Genomic DNA, 18,057 nt, shown 5'->3' with positions numbered 1-18,057 from the left:
ACGGGAAATAAATTCACTAAAAACTGATTAACCATTTATTAACACAATACTATTATTGCTAAATTTGATGCTTGAAATAATAGATGGAATATGAGCATCCAGCCACTTTTAAACTATATAAACAAACACATTACTCTAACCGATAAGGAAGCTGAAATTTTGGCCTCAAAAGTAACCGTAAGGAAGTATTTAAAAGGACAATATGTAGTGCAGCAGGGCGATGTTTGTAAAATTGAATGTTTTGTAGTGAAGGGCTGTACCAAAATGTTTCATGTAGATGAAGCGGGGCAGGAGCATGTGGTCATGTTTTCGGTTGAAGATTGGTGGACGGGCGATATGGGGAGTTTCATCACCCAAACTCCGGCCGATTTTAACGTTCAATGCATCGAAAACAGTGAATTGATTCTGTTTCATCATGATACTATTGAGGCGCTTTATACTGAAATCCCGAAATTGGAACGGTTTTTCAGGTTGATTATTGAACGTGCTTTTGCAGCTTCCCAAAAGCGTATAGTTAGAAATTTTAGCCTTTCGGCGAAAGACCGTTATTTGTACTTTAAGAATCAGTACCCCGAAATAGAACAGCGTATTCCGCAGTATATGGTTGCCTCATATTTAGGAATCACCAAAGAATTTCTTTCAAAAATAAAGAGTGAAATTGCTCTAGAGGCCTAATTTTAGAACTAAAACCTGTGTTGCTTTCTTGTAGCATTCTTGAAAGCTGTAAATTCATTAAATTTATACAGTAACCCCCATGTAAGGAAAACAGAAATGGTTTGAAAGTTTTTATACCCATATTGTTTTTAGTCTTTGTTGGTTGTAAAACTGAAGAAAGACGGTTTGAAAACCGCTTTATTTGGGATGCTTTGGATGTAACGGCCACGGCATATAATTCGTTGGCCTACCAAACCAATTCCAATCCGCACATAACCGCGTTTGGCGATAGTTTAAAACCTGGATTGAAATACATAGCCGTATCGCGCGATTTGTTGAAAAAAGGTTTAAAATATAATACGCCAGTTAAAATAGAAGGTTTAAAAGGTGTGTATTTTGTAAAGGACAAAATGCACTACAGATGGAAAAATCGTATTGATATTTACATGGGCGTTGATGTAAAAGCCGCCAAGCAATGGGGCCGGCGGCGTGTTTGTATTGAATTTGGTATTCCTAAAATGGAGTAGTTATTGGGTTTCGGCTTCCGAGAGGACGAATGGATAAGCTTCTCGGGCTTGCTTTAATTCTTCCGGTGTTAAATCGGTGCTTTCTTTCTTCAGAACGTTTTTAGCATAGTTTTGTCGTAATTCGTAAAAGGCTTTGGTCAGTTCATTTTGTACCGAAACAAATTGTTGGTATGAGGTTTGTGGGGCATGCGTAAGCGATATCACTGCTTTTTTAGGATTATCGGATGCATTTGCACTTTTTCCCCCATGGCAATAGCCACAAGAATCATCGCCGTTATTGTCCAAAAAATCTTTGGTGATTTGCTTCAACTCTTCGATGGGAATGATGTCGTTTTCAACCATAATCTCATCGTTGTTATTAATTTCAATCCGCAAAATGTTGCGCTCGTGTTTAATGCTGTTACAGTCCATTCCCGGCGAACATTCTTCGGGGAGCACCCTGTTGATACCTTCGTCTGAAGAAATAGTGGCGGTTACTAAAAAGAAAATCAGTAGCAAAAAGGCGATGTCGGCCATCGAGCCTGCGTTCACTTCGGGCATTTGTTTTGAAAGTCTCATAATTAAAGTTTTAAAATGTTAATAAAAACTTAAATCTCAAAAATAGTACCACAAACCTGTGGTTTTTAGTTCCCTATATTTTTAATACTGAAACCGTTTTAGGAATGATTATTGCTAAAATCTTCATAAATAATAACCAGAGGGTGATGAATTGCGGAGAAAAAAATATCTTTGAAATGAAAACCAGAAACCACGACTTACAATACCTACAGATGAAACCTTATTTTTTATTTGTATTGATGCTTTTTTTATCTCTATCGGCCCATGCGCAAATTGATAGTAGAAATAATTCTGTGGCGATTCCAGCTATTGAAGCCGAAACCGACTCGATTGATTCCAGTCCCTTAACGCCTTCAAAGCCTATTGAAAACAACCCTTTTAAACTGAATACTCCAAAAGTAGCACCGAACTTAGAGATGCCAAAAAAGCAATTTTCTATGTTTCCGGAAGAAGAGTTTGGAAACCCCGGCGAACTCTATACCCAGCAGCTTGACGACCACCTTAACAGCATTAAGTCGCAATTGGAATTAGGCACAAAGGGCAGTAAAACCGATCAATATTTTGGTGTTGTTGAAACCGAGTCTGATTACGCTATTGTGCAATACAGGGACTTTGGCGAGGAAGATGGCGATTTAATCAGGGTCTCGCTTAATGGTGAAATTGTTGAATACCGCATTACTTTAAGAAATCATTTTAAAGGCCTCAAATTGAAATTACAAAAAGGCAAAAACACTATCGAGTTTTTGGCCATTAACGAAGGGTATCTTCTGCCAAATACCGCCCATTTTCGCGTAAGAGACGATATGGGAGCGGTTATTGCTTCCAACCAATGGAACTTATCAAAAGGCGTAAAAGCTTATATTACCGTAGTGAAAAAGTAAAGTGTTTTAGCCAATAATTTTCTCTATCAATTGGAGTTCTTCTTCTGTAAAAATTAACTGCTCTAGAGCCTTAACATTATCTTTTAATTGATTAGAAGAACTAGCGCCCACTAAAACAGAAGCCACTTGTGGTTGCCTTAAAATCCAAGCAATGGCCATTTGCGAAAGTTTTTGTCCGCGTTGTTGAGCGATAGCATTCAGTTTTTGGATTTTTTCGAGGTTATTGTTTACCGTTTCCTTTTCCAAATACGTTAAATTTTTCGAAGCCCTGGAATTTTCAGGAATACCGTTTAAGTACTTGTCAGTAAGCATGCCCTGCGCCAATGGCGAAAAGGCAATGCAGCCTACGCCGTTTTCATTTAAGGTATCTAAAAGTCCGTTTTCCACCCAACGATCCAGCATCGAGTAACGCGCTTGGTGCAGGATAAATGGAACGTTTAAACGCTTAAGGATTTCAGCCGCTTTTTGGGTGTCTTCGGGTTGATAATTAGAAATACCCACGTATAACGCTTTTCCTTGTCGAACAATATCGGCCAGTGCGCCCATTGTTTCCTCCAAAGGAGTTTCGGGGTCAGGGCGGTGGTGATAAAAAATATCAACATAATCCAATCCCATACGCTGTAAACTTTGGTCTAAACTTGAAACGAGATATTTGCGCGAACCCCAATTGCCATATGGCCCAGGCCACATATCGAAACCGGCTTTAGTAGCAATAAATAACTCATCTCTGTAAGGTTTAAAATCGTTTTTATAAATGGTTCCGAAATTTTCTTCGGCCGACCCATATGGAGGGCCATAATTATTGGCCAAATCGAAATGCACAATACCTAAATCGAAAGCGGTCCGTAAAATATCACGTCCGTTCTGAATGGCGTCTATAAAACCAAAATTATGCCACAGACCAATGGAAAGTGCTGGTAATTTAACCCCACTTTTGCCACTTCTGTTATACACCATCTCATTATAGCGCTCGCTATTGGGTAAATATTTTTCTACTCCCGATTTATCATTTATTTGCATATTATACTCCATTTGTGCTGTAAAAATATAAATTTCAAATCAGTCACCATACGTTCAAAAGCAAATAAAATAAACGACAAACCTTTAAAACTATTGACATTAAGGCATATTGTTGAAAATGCTTAATAAATTAATGGGAAACTTACTTGATAAACCCTATAAAGATGTTATTTTTGCACGTTGCAAAATTTAAGGTATGTCGGTTACAAAAGCACAATTAGAATTAGAAGAACGGTCGGAAGGCAAAAAATTATACAGTTACCAAAAAGGGGCGATAGACAAGATTTTTACTGCATTTGAAGAATCGCGAGACGATTATCATCTACTTTATCAATTGCCAACTGGTGGCGGAAAAACGGTTATTTTTTCCGAAATCGTTAGGCAATACCTGAAGCACCATAAAAAGAAGGTGTTGGTAATGACGCACCGTATTGAATTGTGCAAGCAAACCTCGAACATGCTTACTGAGTTCGGTGTACTTAATAAAGTGGTTGATAGCAAGGCAAACCTTGACGACCAAGCCGATTACAGCTGTTTTGTGGCCATGGTGGAAACCTTAAATAACCGATTGAACGACGATAAACTCGATATTTCGGATATTGGTTTAGTGATTATTGATGAGGCGCATTACAACTCGTTTACTAAGTTGTTCAAGTTTTTCAGTCAATCGTTTATTTTAGGAGTTACCGCGACACCGTTGAGTTCGAGCATTGAATTGCCCATGACCGATAATTACGATGAATTAATTGTTGGTGAAAGTATTGAGTCGCTTATTGAAAATGGTTTTTTGGCCCGTGCCGAAATGTTCACCTATAATGTGGGATTAACTTCTCTGGTTGTGGGTGCCAACGGTGATTATACCGTAAAATCTTCAGAAGATCTTTATACGGCCGACGACATGCTTTCTAAGCTGATGCAGGCTTACGAAGAACGCTCAAAAGGAAAAAAGACTCTTATTTTCAATAACGGTATTAACACCTCATTGCACGTTTATGACACGTTCAGAAGGGCAGGATACCCCATTGCGCATTTAGACAATACCAATACAAAAAAAGAGCGCGCCATGATCTTAAAGTGGTTCAAGAAAACACCGGGTGCCATTTTAACTTCGGTAAGTATTTTAACCACAGGGTTCGATGAGCCGTCGGTTGAAAGTATCATCTTAAACCGAGCAACAAAATCGTTGACTTTATATTACCAAATGATTGGTCGTGGGTCACGTATTTTTAAAGATAAAACATCGTTTACCGTTATTGATTTAGGGAATAACTTCCACAGATTTGGACCATGGGGCGATAATTTAGATTGGCAGCGTATTTTTAAATCGCCCAATTATTATTTGGATTCCATTTTAAGTGATGACGAACTGGAAAGCAATTTCAGATATGAAATGCCGGACGAATTGCGTGCCGAATTTTCAAAATCGAAGGAAGTGTACTTCGATATCCAAAAAACTTATGTCGATTCCATTAGAAACGGAGAATCTTCAAAAGTGGTGCTAGAGCGTTCTATCGAGCAACACGCCAAAATCTGTATTGAAAACAGTGAGGATGTTTATGATGCGTTAGCGCTGGCTAAAATGTTGGGAGACGATATCGATTTTAGAATTGGCCGATACACCAAGTGCATTAGTAAAAGTACGTACAATTTTGTAGAATGGTTAAAAGGCGATTACCGGAAAAAACTCAACTCGTTCCTGCGCTCTAATTTCGACGAAGTGTTTGAGGAAATACACGGTTATCCGCCAGAAGATTAACACCTTTGGTATTTAGTGCTATAAGATTGCCATAGCCTTAAAAATATGGAGTATCTTGTAGGATATTTAACCTGTTAAAAACTTCGGTAATAACTATGGCAAAATCTCAAACCACCTTCAATAAAATAGAAAAAGAAAAAAAGCGATTAAAAAAGAAGGAAGAAAAACAAAAGAAAAAGGAAGCACGGCGTGCTGAAGCTAAAGAAAACCCTAAAGGAATCCAGTTTGCTTATGTCGATTTTAATGGGAACTTAACCAATACACCACCAAATCCTGCCATGCGGGAAAAAATAGATGCCGAAAGTATTGAAGTCGGAATTCCCAAAAAAGAGGATAAACCTGAAGAAGAAATAGCTCATAAAGAAGGTAAAGTATCGTTTTTTGACTACTCTAAAGGTTTTGGTTTTATTATAGATAAAATGAATCAAGAAAAATACTTTGTTCACGTTTCGGGTTTGATTGATGACATTCAAGAAAATGACAATGTCACTTACGATTTAGAGCGTGGGCAGAAAGGAATGAATGCCGTGAACGTCAAGAAAATCTAAGCTGCATCATAGCATAGTTTAGTTGAATTTTATGACATTATCACGAAAAACTTTGTCTATCGTACTGGCCTTCTTCGCAATATATGTGATTTGGGGCTCTACTTACTTGCTCAATAAAGTTGCGGTTTCAGAACTGCCGCCGTTTAAATTGGCCGCTATTCGGTTTCTTTTTGCAGGTGCTATTATTTTCGTTATTGCCAAAATTTTAAAAGTTAATATTTCAATTACCAAAGAGCAGTTTAAAAATACCGTAATTGCTGGTTTTTTATTTCTAACATTTGGAAATGGGGTAGTGGTTTGGGCTCTAAAGTTTGTGGATAGTGGCTTTGCAGCTCTCGAAATTTCGGCCCAGCCCTTAATTGTGTTATTACTAATGCGGATATTACAAGGCAAAAAAATAGCAACGATGGCATATATTGGCGTTGTTTTGGGGTTTATTGGTATTTATCTTTTGGTGAGTCAAAAGCAAATTATTAGTCAAGAAGGACAAATTATTGGGATGCTAATGATTTTTACCTGTATGCTTAGTTGGGCCTATGGCAGTCTGTTTGTGAGCAAAGCCAATTTACCTTCAAATTATTTTGTAAATACAGGTTATCAAATGTTGGCCGGGGGAACTATGTTGGCTTTAGCCAGTTTGTGCTTTGGTGAAACTTGGTCATTGCCCAATACTTGGAGTAGCGACGTGCAATGGGCCATGGTATTACTCATTGTTTTTGGTAGCATTATTGCTTTTACAGCATTTAATTATTTATTGAAAGAAGTATCGCCCGAAAAAGTAGCGACCAACACCTACGTAAATCCTATTATTGCACTTATTTTAGGTTGGTATATTTTAGATGAAACCATCACGCTTCAGTCAATAATTGCTGCTATAGTGCTCCTCACAGGCGTTTATTTTATTAATACAAACCGAATTATAAAACCTCGAGGTATTGGACGTTAAAAAAGCTATTAAATACATGTTATTCAGCACAATGTCTTTCGCCTGCATGAACGTTATTGTAAAGCATTTAAGCGATGTGAGTTCCTATCAAATTGTTTTTTTTAGATCTTTGAGCTCACTGTTTTTTACTTTCGGATTTTTAATAAAAAATAAAATTCCCATCATAGGAAAAAACAACTTCCTGTTGATCATGCGATCTATAACAGGAGCCACGTCTATGTTGTTCTTTTTTATGTCGGTTAAGTATTTGTCGGTAGGTACAGCTGTGTCGTTACGCTACATCGCACCTATTTTTGCTGCTATTTTTGCTGGGTTTTTATTGCGAGAAAGGGTACGGCCCTGGCAATGGGTTTTCTTTGCCATTTCCTTTATAGGCGTTCTGGTATTAAAAGGTTTAGACACCGAGATAAATACTTATGGGCTTATGCTCATTTTAATGGCATCGGTTTTAAGCGGTTTGGTTTATGTGATTATCAGTAAAATTGGTAATAGCGAGCATCCGGTGGTTATTGTTAACTATTTTATGGTTATCGCAACAGTTATGGGCGGTTTATTATCCATCGGAAATTGGGTAACCCCAAGTGGCTGGGAATGGCTGTTTCTGTTTAGTTTAGGGGTTTTTGGCTACTTCGGTCAAGTGTTTATGACTAAAGCATTCCAAACAGCAACAACAAATGTCGTGGCCCCTATAAAATATGTGGAAGTGATTTTTACCACTATTTTAGGAATTACGCTTTTCAACGAAATCTATACATTTTGGAGTTTACTTGGTATTTCATTAATTATTGGTGGAATGGTGTTGAACGTTTGGTACAAATCGAAATTTAAGCGGTAGTCGTTTTTGAGTTTGAAGTTTCAGGTTTCGGGTTTCGAGAAAACTTTATTTTGCCCAACATTTAAGGGATTTGTATTTTTGCCCGATTTTAAACTTGAACTTATCAGAACATGGGATTTTCTGCACGCATAAATAGTTTTAGGAGACGAGTAATGCACAAGCTTACCAAAGGCGTGGGGAGTTCTTATGCAGAGCCCGAAAAAGGTTCAGTTAAACAAGAAGACGTTAAAAAAGTATTGATTGTACGCCCAAACCACCGCTTGGGCAATCAATTACTGTTAACGCCCATTGTTCAGGAAGTGATTGAAACTTTTCCTGATTGCGAAATCGATTTGTTCGTAAAAGGCGGTGTGGCACATCCTGTTTTTCAGAATTATGACCATGTAAAGCAAATCATAAAATTGCCAAAAAAACCATTCAATAATCTGTTGAAATACATTACCGTTTGGTTCAAAATAAAGGCAAAGCGATATGATTTAGTGATTAATGGTGATAAAGATTCGTCTTCGGGCCGTTTGCTCACCCAATTGTCCAGAGCCCGATTAAAGGTTTTTGGTGATGTACACGAGGAAATTACCGAAAAACATAGCGATTACGAACACATTTCAAAATATCCCATATACAATCTGCGGTATTTCTTGAATATAATCGGCTTACAAAAAAATGAAAAACCGCTTCCGGTTCTCAATATTAAACTGAATGAGGAAGAAATCGCCAACGGAAAATCCATTTTAGACGGTATTATCAAAAACGATAAAAAAACCATCTGCATTTATACCAATGCCACGGGACACAAATGCTATTCTGAAACTTGGTGGAATACGTTTTACAGTCGACTTTTAAAAGAATACCCCAACTACAATATCATTGAAATGCTTCCGATAGAGAACATTTCAAAAATAAACTTTAAGGCACCCCATTTTTACAGCAAGGATATTCGCGAAATGGGCGCCATCATTAAAAACACATCTATTTTTATTGCTGCCGATAATGGCGTGATGCATTTGGCCAGCGCATCGTTAACACCAACGGTGGGCTTTTTCTCGTACACCAATCCGAATATTTATGGCCCTTATGGCAATGGTAGTTTATCATTGAATACTAACGAGACCAACATCGAAGATTGGATTCGAGCTATCGACAAAATTCTCAAATAGAATTTTACCCATAATTATTTTCATAACTCTTTAAAATATCTTAAGTTAACTACAAAGTTAAAACCAATCTTAAAGCATTTTAAAAATGAAAAACTTGTTTTTAGTGGCCGTAATGGCCGTGCTTGTTTTTGCCTCCTGCAAGGACAAACAAAAATCTTCAGACACAGAGAAAACCGTAACCGAAACGATTGAATTGGAAGCCAAAGAAGTGGAATACAGCACAGATTCCATTACTATGAAAGGCTATTTGGTGCATAATAAAAATACAGCCGAAAAACGCCCGGGTATAATCGTAATCCACGAATGGTGGGGCCATAATGATTATGTTCGCAAACGTGCCGATATGTTGGCCGAATTGGGTTATACCGCTATGGCAATAGATATGTACGGAAATGGCAAAGAGGCAGCGCACCCCGAAGATGCCGGTAAATTTTCGGGTGTGGTTCGCAATAACGTGCCATTGGCAACAGCCCGCTTCGATGCCGCTTTAGAAGTTTTAAAAAACCACCCTTCGGTTGATTCCTCTAAAATAGCCGCCATAGGTTATTGTTTTGGGGGCAGCATGGCGCTCACTATGGCAAATACCGGTAAGGATTTGGATGCCGTTGCCGCATTTCATAGTGGTGTAAAACTACCCGTAATGCCCAACGACAAATTAAAAGCGAAGGTTTTGGTAGCCAATGGTGGTGCCGACCCTTTTATTCCGAAGGAAACGGTGGATGCCTTTAAAGCAGCGATGGACAGCATTAATGCCGATTACGAGTATATTGAATTTCCTGAAGCACAACACGCTTTTACCAGTAAAGGTGCCGATGCTTTGGGGGAAAAATTCAATCTGCCATTAAAATATAATGCTGAAGCCGATGCCCAATCATGGCAGGCCTTAAAAGATTTATTGTATGAAACCTTTTAGTCTATAAAAGTAAAATCGTTTCAATAAGTGCTTTGTAGTTTAGGGTTTAATCCCACCAAACTACAAAGCACTTTTTTATTTCACCGTTCGGCCATTTTATCCAACACATTGATGCTATTTTTTCGTTTATTAATGCTTGCATTTTTTCGTAAAACGTATCGTAATGTAACCAATTTACCCAAGAAACGGGTTCTATAAGCCAATTGTGTTTGCTGGGAAAATAGAATTTACATTCAGAAAAATTTTCGATTGCATTAAACCGAATATAAAATCCTTTTACACAATCCTGGTTAATCTTGTTAAACGGAATGGCTTCACTTTCAAAAGGCAAAAACAATTGGGCTTTAAAATAAACTTGTTGCTCGACGGTTTTAACATCAATATTTAACCGTTCTAAAACGGGCAAGGTATAATTGTTGTAGAGTAGGGGAAGCTGTTTGTCTTTTAGCTTACGGAGTTTTTTTATGAGTGAATCCCTGCGATTGGGGCCTATCCAGTGTTCAATTTCATCGTGGGCTTCGTGGGGGGCGTACAAGTAAAATTTGTAAACAATTTCCAAGTGAATCGGGCGATTGTGCTGTTTTAAAATACTGTCTATTTCACCCAAAGTGATTTTATCTTTTTGGATTTGGATGTTTTCACCACAGACTTCTATGTCATCATTTCGATTCAATTCGGCACTCACAAAACGTTCCACCCGTTTGCCCAAACGTAAATTTCCAGGTAAAGTGTCGTTAAAAACAAAGGTGTTTTGGTTTTGAATCTGAAATTGTTTTAGCCCTAAAACGGCATCAGCATCCCAAAGTGGGGGCGTATTTAAAAAACCTTGAAACTGGAGTTGCGTTTGTTTCCATTTTAAATCCATAGCAAACGAAAATACACGAATTTCTATGGATGCGTTAATTTTTTATCAAATTTGAGGGTTTTTGCCTTAAAAAAGGAACACATTTTGTAATTTACAGATAAAGATTGAAAACATGAAAGCAAACATTTTTATACTCGGCACCCTTGTTTTGTTATTATTATCCTGCGGTTCTTCCAAAAACGTACCCACAGAAGCCGAACTGGCTAAATTGGAGCAATTGGTAAACAACAAACAAATAATTATTGAGTCCGATTGGGCTTATCCGCAAGCCACTATGGCCATGCAGCAAGTGGCCAATTCCGGACTTTTATTACCCGGAAATAACGCTACCAATATCAGTTTGATAGGCAATCACAACTTCTTAAAAATTGAAGGCGATAGTGTCACCTCATATTTGCCATATTATGGTGAACGCCAAATGCAAATTATTTATGGAGGCATGGATAGTGCCATTGAATTTAAAGGTTTGATGGAGGATTTTAAAGTAGAAAAAAACAAAAAACAGGGTTACAATATCTCTTTTAATGCCAAAAGCAACAACGAGAATTTTCAAGTGTTTATAACTGTCTCGCCTAACTTAAAAAGTGATATGGCATTGAATGGTACGGGACGTTTCCCCATCCGGTATTCGGGAAATGCGCAGGCTATCACAGAAAGCGAAAATGAGTAATTTACGTATTATTCAAAAATGTGCATTTTATCTATTTATCGTGAAAAATTAGTTTTCAAACGATTTTATTTAGATCAAACAGGGTAGTTATTTAATTTTGAATGAATTAAACAATTTAGCCCCATGAAAAAATTATTCACATTCGTTATTTTAGTTGGTTTTTTAAGTGGTTTTCAAATGACCAACGCTCAAGAAACCGCTGAAAATTTAGAAGTCATTCCTTCAAATTATAAAAAAAGGAGTCCTATTTACGATTATTCCGAAAAACAATTAAACAATGTCGATACCATTCCCGATTTCGCTTCACGCAGTACTAAGCTAAAAATTACGGGAACCATTTTTGAAAATGACGGCATTACACCAGCCAAAAATGTATTGCTGTTTATTCATCAAGCTGATGAAGACGGCAATTTCGAATTAAAACGTGAAAACAAAAAACGCTATGTACACCACCGCGGATGGATAAGAACCAATGCCGATGGCAAATACACGTTTTACACTTTTGTACCCGGTTCATATGTTTATGGCAACGAACTGCGCCAAATATTACCTATTTTAAAAGAACCCGGTAAGCCAGAATATGCTATAGAAAGTTTTGTTTTTGATAACGATCCGTTGTTAAAAGGTTCGTGCCGTGAAAAAATTGAAGCGACCAACCCCAACCGTATTTTAAAACTCGATAAAAAGGAAGGCTTATTTATTGCCCAGCGCGATATTATTTTGGGTAAGGAGCAGGTCGAATATTAAATATAACCAACTTTACTAAACTAAATAAAACCAAGGTTAACCGCCTTGGTTTTTTTATGATTAAACAATTCATTTTCAAAAGAATTCCCATTTTATTCTTTCAATCATTTTATGAACCCTAACTTTGCCTTAATTTTTAAATTTAAAAAGATATTATGAGTAAAGTAAAGGCAAATGATACCATTGAGGTACATTACACTGGAAAATTAACAAACGGACAAGTATTTGATAGCTCTTTGGAAAGAGAACCATTGCAAGTGCAATTGGGGCAAGGGCAACTTATTCCAGGTTTTGAAAAAGCCTTGGTAGACATGGCCGTAAACGAAAAGAAAACCGTAACCATTGCAAAAGAAGATGCTTACGGCGAAGTACACGAACAATTGTTTCAAAAAGTGCCAACTGCCGATCTACCAGAAAACATAAAACCAGAAGTAGGGATGGGGCTTGTAGGCTCTAGACCAGATGGTGGCGAGCAGCAGTTTAGAGTTGCCGAAGTAAACGACGACCATATTGTTGTTGATGCCAATCATCCATTGGCCGGACAAGATTTGGTTTTTGACTTGGAATTGATTGCTATTAAGTAATTAGCAAACCTATATTTTTAAGTAGAAACGCTCCAATTTAATTGGAGCGTTTTTTCTTTTGAGCCAATCTTTAAATGGATTGCAACAAATTAAACGCTACTTGTTAAGTAGTTTTATAATGTAAATCAATAATGATTTATATAACCTTAAAACTATTGAACGATGAGCAAACCATGGCAAGACAAAGCAAAAGGCAATTGGAATATTGCCAAAGGAAAATTAAAACAAAAATGGGGCGAACTTACCGATGATGATTTAGATTATCAGGAAGGCCAAGAAGACGAACTGTTAGGTAGAATACAGAAACGTACTGGTGAGTCCAAAGAAAAGATTAATGAATTTTTAGACAGTTTAAAATACTAATCGCTACCAGTTATTTTGATAAAGAAAAATCCCGTGGAAACGGGATTTTTTAGTTTTTAAAATGAAAATTTTATCAAGGGTTTCGCGACACATTGCCCGTATCGCTATCAATAAAGGCCAATGCGGTTGAAGGGTTTTGAATCTGCTTCGCTTTATGCCGAGTAAATACAATGGCACCATTCAGTGCTTTTGGGTTTTCCCGTAAAATGGTAATACAATCGTCATTATCAAAATTAGACAGGTCGCCTTCTACTTCCTTTTCATTGATAATATCTTGAAGTTGGGCGCCCAAGCGGGAACACAATTCTACCCATTGTGTACCAGTAAGTTGCTGTTTGGATATATCGATAGCTTGCAAACTTTTTTTCGAAGCCTGTAAATAGCCCAAGGTTTGGGCATCGTTGTAATCTTCACTGTTGTATACGCAGGTAATCTCCCTGCTATCGTCGCTAAATACTCCCATAATTAATATGTTTTCATTTTCTCTTTCCGTTTTTTCAGTTGCTTAATTAGTTCGGTAACTGTTTCGTTTATCGACTCCTGAAAGTTATCATGCGAAGCTTCTGCAAACAATCGTGGACCAGGAGCACTCAATCGAATGCCACATTTTTTACCTGTCTCATCAGAGCTGGTATTTTCAGTCTTAAAAAATACATCGGCTCGATTTACAAATTCATAATTTGTAAAAACGCGTTCCAATTGTTTTTTGGCATGCGCTTCCAAGGTTTCACTGGCCGTTACATCGTGGTATTCAAATATAATATGGTTCATAATTTTATGGTTTTACTCAAAGTTAACCAGAACCTATAAAATCAGTTGACTTATTCGCTACCAATATGTCCTGTTTTGCTCCAAATAGCATTTGGAATAGTCTTTACCGCTTTTAAGTTAAAAGAGGATGAAAAGAAGTTTTATTTTTATAAAAGTTGAACAAAAATTCTGTACCATGCTCTTAGTTTTACAATCTACTGCCGAAACCATTACTAAATCCATAAACAATTATTACGAAATTTTTATTGAAGTTTTGCCAAGAATAGCCTTGGGTATATTTGTCATTATTTTGGGGATTCTAATCGCCCAATTACTCACCAATGTATATAAGAAACGAATTTTGAAGAAAGCTGAAGATCCCTTAATGGCAAAATTTTTAGCTCAAGCCATTAAATTGGTTTTAATCGTAATTGCAGTATTGTTGGCACTTCGGGTAGCGGGCTTGAACGGTGTAGCTACGGGAGTACTTACTGCTGCTGGTGGGGCGGCCATTATTTTAGGTTTTGCCTTTCAGGATATTGGAAAAAACTTTTTGGCTGGTATTATCCTGGCTTTCAATCGTCCGTTTAACGTCAACGACACGGTTAAGGTGGATGAATTTTTTGGTAAAATAAAAGGACTGAATTTTCGATATATGCACATGAAATCGTTCGATGGTCGCGACATTTACGTTCCTAATAGCGATGTATTGACCAAACCAGTAGAAAACTATACTGCCGATGGTTTCTTTAGAAATGAATTTGTTGTTGGTATAGGCTATGAAGACGACATTGAAAGTGCCAAAAACATCATTCAGCAAATATTGGATAAAAACGACTACATCGTGAATGACGACGAACACGAAAATTTTGTTTACGAAGACGAATTGGCTGCCAGTACCGTTAATCTCAAAATTTTCTTTTGGGTGGATACGTTCGATTACCGAAAATCGGCAATCGTAGTCCGCGGAAACTTAATGAGACAGATTAAAGAAACTCTCGAAAAAGAAGGCTTCAACCTGCCTGCCGATATTAAAGAGTTGAAACTTTACGGAAACGAAGAAGACATCCCATTACGGGTACTTACCGATTCGCCGGATGAACAAACAGAACAATAAATTTAGCTGAAGACTCACTATTCAAATTATAAAAAAACAAAATCATGGAACATAAAGTCACACTCCGAAAAATAGAACATGTTAACCACAACGTGCTGCATTTGGTAACCGATAAGCCCAAAGGATATCAATTTACGCCAGGGCAAGCCACAGAGCTGTCTATCGACAAACCCGGTTGGGCCGATAAAAAACGACCATTTACTTTTACCAATTTGCCTGAGGACAAAGAATTGGAATTTACCATAAAGATCTACCCGTCACACAACGGTGTTACCGAGCAGCTCGAAAAACTACAGGTGGGCGACCAATTATTAATCGGTGATGCTTGGGGCGCTATTCAATACAAGGGAAAAGGCGCGTTTATTGCCGGTGGAGCAGGGGTTACCCCTTTTATTTCTATACTGAAAGATTTAAAACAAAAGGGCGAATTGCAAGGCAACCAACTGTTTTTTAGCAACAACGAAGAACGCGATTTCATTAATAAAAACAATTTAGAAGCTTGGTTGGGCAACGATTTACACTTGATTCTGTCGGAAGAAGAACACAGCGATTATGCCCACGGATTTATAGATAAAGCTTTTTTGGAAAAACACAATCTCGAAGTCAGTAGACCTGTGTACCTCTGTGGGCCACCGCCTATGATGGAAGCCGTGGAAGCCGATCTCTACAAAATGGGATTACCAAAATCACATTTGGTGGTTGAGGAATAAATGTGGGCTATTCTTTTGATTACTATAGACTTAATATTCAAGTGTGTTGAAGCAGACCTATTTAAAACCTGTGAGTTCACAGAAAGATATCAATGAAAACCATTCAAGTCAATTTATGAACGATTAGCGTCAATACATTCAGGATGGAGATTGTATATTAAAATAAAATTAAATATACATGATAAAACCTAGAGAAACAGCACCTGAATTATCAATAAAATTAGTGAACGGTACCACTTGGACGCTCAGAGAACAAAATCCGGAGCATTTTAACTTGATCTTATTTTATCGAGGTCAGCATTGCCCGATATGTAAAAAACAGCTAGAAGAACTTCAAGCAAAGTTATCCGAGTTTAAGGAACGTGGTATTAACATCATCGCCATAAGTACAGATACAGAATCCGCAGCCAAGACTACGTACCAAGAATGGAATATTTCCGATATTCCTGTTGGATATGGTTTTTCTATTGACGAGGCAAAAAAATGGGGATTGTTCATTTCTAAAGGTATTAATAATGAGCCGGATCACTTTGCGGAACCCGGGCTTTTTCTATTAACGCCAGAACATACCGTTTACTGGCAATCCATACAGTCCATGCCTTTTGGAAGGCCTGATTTCAATGATGTGCTTAGAGGAGTTGACTATATTTTAAAAGAAGACTACCCTGCGAGGGGAGAAGCATAGTAAAGAAAAGTAACTAACAATTAAAAAAGAAAAGACATGAAAGTACAACCATATTTAGCATTTAATGGAGACTGTAAAAATGCCCTAGAACATTATAAATCTATTTTAGGGGGCAATATTATTAATGAACAAACCTATGAGGATGTTCAGACCGATATTCCAGAGCATTACAGGAAAAAACTTCAACATGCAGAATTAAAGGGAAGTGGTTTTCATTTGATGGCTTATGACGCCTCACCAGATACACCACTCACCAACGGTTCAAATATCAGCGTGAGCATAGACGTCGATTCGAAGGAGAAAGCTAAGGATATATTTGCAAAACTTAGCGAGAAAGGTAAAGTTCATACAGCGTTTCAGGATATGCCCTGGAATGCCTGCTATGGTAGATGCTCAGACCAATTCAATATCAGTTGGATGGTCAATTACAAAAAAGATTAACAACGAAGTCTCATTTAATAAAGCAAGGTCTAGAACCTTGCTTTTTTACTATTGTTATAAAACGAAAAAAAACAGAGATTTCCGTCATTGCGAGCAAAGCGAAGCAATCTTATCAATGGAACTCTGAATAAACAGATTACTTCAGTCATTCTTTCCTCGTAATGACACTTATTTAAGCATACAAAATCAAAAATACCCCAAGCATTATGCCACACAGTGGCACCAATTTTTTACGCTTATTATGTTCCTTAAACATAAAACCGCCCACCACTACAGCAATTAAAATCTGACTCCGTTTTATGGCCGATAATAACATAATTAAGGCGTCGGGGTCTTGCAGCGCCTTGAAATAAAAATAGTCGGCAGCCTGTAACAGCACACCAACGGCAATAATACTCCATCGGAATTTGAACGCCTTGCGCTTTTCAGCTTTCGGAAAAAAGGTAATGCTTAAAATAATCAGTAAAATAAATACGGTATAAAAACAGAACCAAAACTGTAAGGTTTGCGGGTTAAGGCTTAAACTCTGTATTAAGAACTTATCGTAGAGTCCGCTACTGGCGCCCAAAAATGTAGCGACCACGATGGTTAAAATCCAACGGTTGTTTTTAAAAATAATACCTTCCTTTTTTCCGATTTTAGAATATAAAATCATGGAAAATATAATCAGAAAAAAGCCAAGCCATTGCAGTAGGTTAGGGCGCTCCTGATAAATAATCATGGCTCCGATAAAGGTAAAAAACGGTCCGGCCGACCGAATAGGCGTTACAATGGTAATAGGCAAATGTTTTAAGGCCACATACGCCAATACCCACGAACAGGCCATGATGGCCGACTTAATAAAAATATAGCCATGCGTTTGCCAACCGATATCTTGAAACTGTAACCCATGCGCAGCGGCATACTCGGGATACACCATTGCCCATAAATAAAATACAGCTAGAAACACAAAACCACTCGATACCGTACCAAACAATACCGGATACACCTCGTTACCCTGAACAGCGTGTTTTTTGCACAAATTGTGCAATCCTAAAAAAAGTGCGGCCAAAAGCCCTAGATACATCCACATAATCGGGCGCGAAAATAAGTATTTATGTGGGTTTGGGCATGGGTACCTGGGGTTAATTTTTTAATCCTCTAAAAAACGTGACACTGCGACATATGGAATTACTACATTAGACTGGACATAAAGATGAGAGAATATGTTTGCTAGTTTTTATTTTAGCAATTATGAGAAGAAAATCTAAACATTACACCTTAGAATTTAAACAAAAAGCCGTCGAGTTGAGTTATGCCAGAGGCAATGTAAAACAAGTATGTGAAGACC

23 protein-coding genes are annotated in these 18,057 nt (G+C 37.6%); 17 read left to right on the top strand and 6 right to left on the bottom strand.

The window, feature by feature from the left end; genetic code table 11:
* The first annotated feature begins 90 nt into the window (after positions 1-90).
* Both HC176_RS06285 and HC176_RS06280 read left to right on the top strand, forming a co-directional pair.
* Complete coding sequence (locus HC176_RS06285) at positions 91-675, top strand: Crp/Fnr family transcriptional regulator (RefSeq protein ID WP_167917340.1); 585 nt, start codon at positions 91-93, stop codon at positions 673-675.
* Between the two features lie 101 nt (positions 676-776).
* Positions 777-1,181 (top strand): 3D domain-containing protein, encoded by a 405-nt coding sequence (locus HC176_RS06280; RefSeq protein ID WP_245234851.1) that lies wholly within the window; start codon positions 777-779, stop codon positions 1,179-1,181.
* On the opposite strand, the gene HC176_RS06275 is transcribed toward HC176_RS06280, so the two are convergent.
* Entirely contained in the window at positions 1,182-1,739 is a 558-nt protein-coding gene (locus HC176_RS06275; RefSeq protein WP_167917339.1) for an ExbD/TolR family protein, read from the bottom strand.
* A 176-nt stretch (positions 1,740-1,915) separates the two neighbouring features.
* On the opposite strand from HC176_RS06275, the gene HC176_RS06270 reads away from it, so the two are divergent.
* On the top strand, positions 1,916-2,620 hold the full coding sequence (locus HC176_RS06270) for a hypothetical protein (RefSeq protein WP_167917338.1): 705 nt from the start codon (positions 1,916-1,918) through the stop codon (positions 2,618-2,620).
* Between the two features lie 6 nt (positions 2,621-2,626).
* Here HC176_RS06270 and mgrA read toward each other — a convergent pair whose 3' ends face one another.
* Complete coding sequence (gene mgrA, locus HC176_RS06265) at positions 2,627-3,640, bottom strand: L-glyceraldehyde 3-phosphate reductase (RefSeq protein ID WP_167917337.1); 1,014 nt, start codon at positions 3,638-3,640, stop codon at positions 2,627-2,629.
* Between the two features lie 196 nt (positions 3,641-3,836).
* On the opposite strand from mgrA, the gene HC176_RS06260 reads away from it, so the two are divergent.
* The 6 genes from HC176_RS06260 to HC176_RS06235 all read left to right on the top strand — a co-directional run bounded on the left by HC176_RS06260 (position 3,837) and on the right by HC176_RS06235 (position 9,795).
* Positions 3,837-5,396, top strand: a complete 1,560-nt coding sequence (locus HC176_RS06260) for a DEAD/DEAH box helicase (RefSeq protein WP_167917336.1) — start codon at positions 3,837-3,839, stop codon at positions 5,394-5,396.
* 95 nt (positions 5,397-5,491) lie between these two features.
* Positions 5,492-5,944: a cold-shock protein gene (locus HC176_RS06255; RefSeq protein WP_167917335.1), complete on the top strand. Its 453-nt coding sequence runs from the start codon at positions 5,492-5,494 to the stop codon at positions 5,942-5,944.
* 31 nt (positions 5,945-5,975) lie between these two features.
* Complete coding sequence (locus HC176_RS06250) at positions 5,976-6,890, top strand: EamA family transporter (protein ID WP_167917334.1); 915 nt, start codon at positions 5,976-5,978, stop codon at positions 6,888-6,890.
* Complete coding sequence (locus HC176_RS06245; RefSeq protein ID WP_280818680.1) at positions 6,880-7,725, top strand: DMT family transporter; 846 nt, start codon at positions 6,880-6,882, stop codon at positions 7,723-7,725. Before HC176_RS06250 ends, HC176_RS06245 begins: the two co-directional genes overlap by 11 nt.
* A 110-nt stretch (positions 7,726-7,835) precedes the next feature.
* Positions 7,836-8,882, top strand: coding sequence for a glycosyltransferase family 9 protein (locus HC176_RS06240; RefSeq protein WP_167917332.1), 1,047 nt, complete (start codon positions 7,836-7,838; stop codon positions 8,880-8,882).
* A gap of 85 nt (positions 8,883-8,967) precedes the next feature.
* On the top strand, positions 8,968-9,795 hold the full coding sequence (locus HC176_RS06235) for a dienelactone hydrolase family protein (protein ID WP_167917331.1): 828 nt from the start codon (positions 8,968-8,970) through the stop codon (positions 9,793-9,795).
* Between the two features lie 46 nt (positions 9,796-9,841).
* Here the strand turns inward: HC176_RS06235 and HC176_RS06230 are convergent, their stop codons facing one another.
* Positions 9,842-10,660: a DUF1853 family protein gene (locus HC176_RS06230; protein WP_167917330.1), complete on the bottom strand. Its 819-nt coding sequence runs from the start codon at positions 10,658-10,660 to the stop codon at positions 9,842-9,844.
* A 112-nt stretch (positions 10,661-10,772) separates the two neighbouring features.
* Here HC176_RS06230 and HC176_RS06225 point away from each other — a divergent pair, with 112 nt between their 5' ends.
* The 4 genes from HC176_RS06225 to HC176_RS06210 all read left to right on the top strand — a co-directional run bounded on the left by HC176_RS06225 (position 10,773) and on the right by HC176_RS06210 (position 13,024).
* Positions 10,773-11,330, top strand: coding sequence for a DUF4251 domain-containing protein (locus HC176_RS06225; RefSeq protein ID WP_167917329.1), 558 nt, complete (start codon positions 10,773-10,775; stop codon positions 11,328-11,330).
* Positions 11,331-11,453: 123 nt separating this feature from the next.
* On the top strand, positions 11,454-12,077 hold the full coding sequence (locus tag HC176_RS06220; protein ID WP_167917328.1) for a dioxygenase family protein: 624 nt from the start codon (positions 11,454-11,456) through the stop codon (positions 12,075-12,077).
* A gap of 155 nt (positions 12,078-12,232) precedes the next feature.
* On the top strand, positions 12,233-12,661 hold the full coding sequence (locus HC176_RS06215) for an FKBP-type peptidyl-prolyl cis-trans isomerase (RefSeq protein WP_167917327.1): 429 nt from the start codon (positions 12,233-12,235) through the stop codon (positions 12,659-12,661).
* Positions 12,662-12,823: 162 nt separating this feature from the next.
* On the top strand, positions 12,824-13,024 hold the full coding sequence (locus HC176_RS06210) for a CsbD family protein (protein WP_167917326.1): 201 nt from the start codon (positions 12,824-12,826) through the stop codon (positions 13,022-13,024).
* Positions 13,025-13,097: 73 nt separating this feature from the next.
* On the opposite strand, the gene HC176_RS06205 is transcribed toward HC176_RS06210, so the two are convergent.
* Positions 13,098-13,487 carry an arsenate reductase family protein gene (locus HC176_RS06205; protein ID WP_167917325.1) on the bottom strand — a complete coding sequence of 130 codons (390 nt, stop codon included), beginning with the start codon at positions 13,485-13,487 and terminating at the stop codon, positions 13,098-13,100.
* Between the two features lie 2 nt (positions 13,488-13,489).
* Positions 13,490-13,795 carry a ribosome hibernation-promoting factor, HPF/YfiA family gene (gene hpf / locus HC176_RS06200; protein ID WP_167917324.1) on the bottom strand — a complete coding sequence of 102 codons (306 nt, stop codon included), beginning with the start codon at positions 13,793-13,795 and terminating at the stop codon, positions 13,490-13,492.
* Between the two features lie 175 nt (positions 13,796-13,970).
* On the opposite strand from hpf, the gene HC176_RS06195 reads away from it, so the two are divergent.
* The 4 genes from HC176_RS06195 to HC176_RS06180 all read left to right on the top strand — a co-directional run bounded on the left by HC176_RS06195 (position 13,971) and on the right by HC176_RS06180 (position 16,727).
* Positions 13,971-14,891: a mechanosensitive ion channel family protein gene (locus HC176_RS06195; RefSeq protein WP_167917323.1), complete on the top strand. Its 921-nt coding sequence runs from the start codon at positions 13,971-13,973 to the stop codon at positions 14,889-14,891.
* A 44-nt stretch (positions 14,892-14,935) separates the two neighbouring features.
* Complete coding sequence (locus HC176_RS06190; protein ID WP_167917322.1) at positions 14,936-15,601, top strand: ferredoxin reductase domain-containing protein; 666 nt, start codon at positions 14,936-14,938, stop codon at positions 15,599-15,601.
* Between the two features lie 178 nt (positions 15,602-15,779).
* Positions 15,780-16,286, top strand: coding sequence for a peroxiredoxin-like family protein (locus HC176_RS06185; protein WP_167917321.1), 507 nt, complete (start codon positions 15,780-15,782; stop codon positions 16,284-16,286).
* Positions 16,287-16,322: 36 nt separating this feature from the next.
* Positions 16,323-16,727 (top strand): VOC family protein, encoded by a 405-nt coding sequence (locus tag HC176_RS06180; RefSeq protein ID WP_167917320.1) that lies wholly within the window; start codon positions 16,323-16,325, stop codon positions 16,725-16,727.
* Between the two features lie 172 nt (positions 16,728-16,899).
* On the opposite strand, the gene HC176_RS06175 is transcribed toward HC176_RS06180, so the two are convergent.
* Positions 16,900-17,799, bottom strand: coding sequence for an EamA family transporter (locus HC176_RS06175; RefSeq protein ID WP_167917319.1), 900 nt, complete (start codon positions 17,797-17,799; stop codon positions 16,900-16,902).
* Between the last annotated feature and the right edge of the window lie 258 nt (positions 17,800-18,057).

Source organism: Tamlana crocina (assembly GCF_012037625.1).
This window is presented reverse-complemented; position numbering and strand designations above follow the sequence as displayed.